This is a genomic window from Robinsoniella sp., assembly GCF_034124845.1.
In genome coordinates, this window is sequence record NZ_JAWYAJ010000337.1 from 1 (window position 1) to 1765 (window position 1765).

The 1765-nt window shown below is 39.8% G+C and carries 2 protein-coding genes; one reads left to right on the forward strand and one right to left on the reverse strand.

Annotated features, from left to right (window positions below; all coding sequences use genetic code 11):
* Nucleotides 1–1309, reverse strand: a 1309-nt coding sequence (locus ACH2DQ_RS17025) for a PAS domain-containing protein (RefSeq protein WP_395027545.1), incomplete at its 3' end; no start/stop codon positions are given.
* 329 nt (nt 1310–1638) lie between these two features.
* Here ACH2DQ_RS17025 and ACH2DQ_RS17030 point away from each other — a divergent pair.
* Nucleotides 1639–1765, forward strand: a 127-nt coding sequence (locus ACH2DQ_RS17030) for an ATP-binding cassette domain-containing protein (protein ID WP_395027547.1), incomplete at its 3' end; no start/stop codon positions are given.

A 1765-nucleotide genomic window follows, 5' to 3' on the forward strand; every position in this document is an offset into this window, starting at 1 on the left:
CAATATCTACCATTATAAAGATGTGTCTGCTGTTCGGCTGGCTTTTATCCAATACTTCCGTGACCTGGTCAATGATCGCCCGTCTGTTCAGAACCCCGGTGAGCGGATCCCGCCTTGACCGTTCATGCAGTTCCAAAGCTTTGCGTTTTTCTTTGTCAATATCCGTTATCAGGATAAATGCTTTTATATGGTCTGAATAGGGATCGGGAAGCATCTGGAGGGATGCCATAACCCAGTATACTGTCCCGTCTTTTGCATAGCGCTGGCATTCCATTTTCATTTCCCGCTTCCCGTTGTGGAACTGGCGGATCATTTCACTCCTGCAGAATAATTCAACATAACCCTGCCTGTCCTCGGGCACGATCAGATTCTCCACTACATATTCAAGTGTTTTATCATAAGTTTCCATTACCGCTTCCGGCAGGATATTATTGAAATCTGTCCGGACACTCTCCAGAATATTTTTCGTAATATCGCATTCATAATAAGCAACGGCATTCTCCTGCTGGGACTGGTTAAACTGGCTCCATTTTTCATATGCAATTTCTTTTTCACGCTGTTCACTGATATCCTCAAAGGATACAATGGCATGCAGCGGCAGTCCCTCCCGATTATACACCATGGAAAAGGAACATTCATACCAGGTATAATCCTCTGTCTTATTTCGAAAATGTAAAATTGCAGTTCCCTTAGGCCGTCCTTCCAGCATACGGTCATAAAAAGTGATAAATTCTTCTCTGCTCTCTTTTGCAGGATAGGTATCTGCGATACTCTCCGGAAGATTCTCCACCTTCACCGGAAGTCCCAGTTCCAAAGCCGTATCCTCTGATAATACGGCGGTTCTAGTAATCGGATAAAACCGGAAAGCAAAACGCTTGGCATGTCCAAGGAGCAGAACTTTCTCTTTTTCACCCATTTTCAGAGCCTCAATTGCTTCCATCCGTTTACTGATATCCAGTATGATGCAATTCAAACAGTTGTCTTCCTCGGGGTCTGACGTACACTTGATCAGATTCCAGAGAACGCTTCCGGATCTATGTAATGTTTTCACTTCTATATCTATATAATCTAAACACTCATTCTTACATCTGTCTATTTTCTCTTTTGCCTTCGGCCAGTCAGCCGGATGTATGATATCACTTATTGCAGTGAATCCTGCAGATTCTGCTTCCTGGGGCGCATATCCATAACTCTGATAAAAAAAGTCATTCGCACTCACAATGGTCAGAATATCATCATTTCTAATTTTGCAGAAACCACATGGAAGATTGTCAATTTTTATGACATACTCCTCCCTATTTTCCCGCATATCTGATCCCCTCCTGTCAATGGCACTATTTTCCATATCATTTTTCGTTTTTCATTATAGAACATTTTATCAACAAATACAACTTAATAAACTGGCTGAAATTCTTATGATTTTTTTTACTTTGTCTGAATTTGTCGTTTTGTATGGAAATATAGATTTTGTCCAATGATTTCTAAGGAAAATAACGCAGAATAAGTCACGATTCCGCGAAAAATGAAGAATGATTTTTTTAAATATATTTCCCCTTGCATTTTTCCAATTTTCGGTTACAATAGAAGGGACTATGCAATATGATTTTTATATAGAAAGATAAAAAGAGGTTCGAGAACATGATAAGTGCTAATAATGTAACACTTCGAATTGGTAAAAAGGCGTTGTTTGAAGATGTAAACATTAAATTTACAGAAGGAAACTGCTATGGTTTAATCGGTGCCAATGGTGCCGGTAAATCTACAT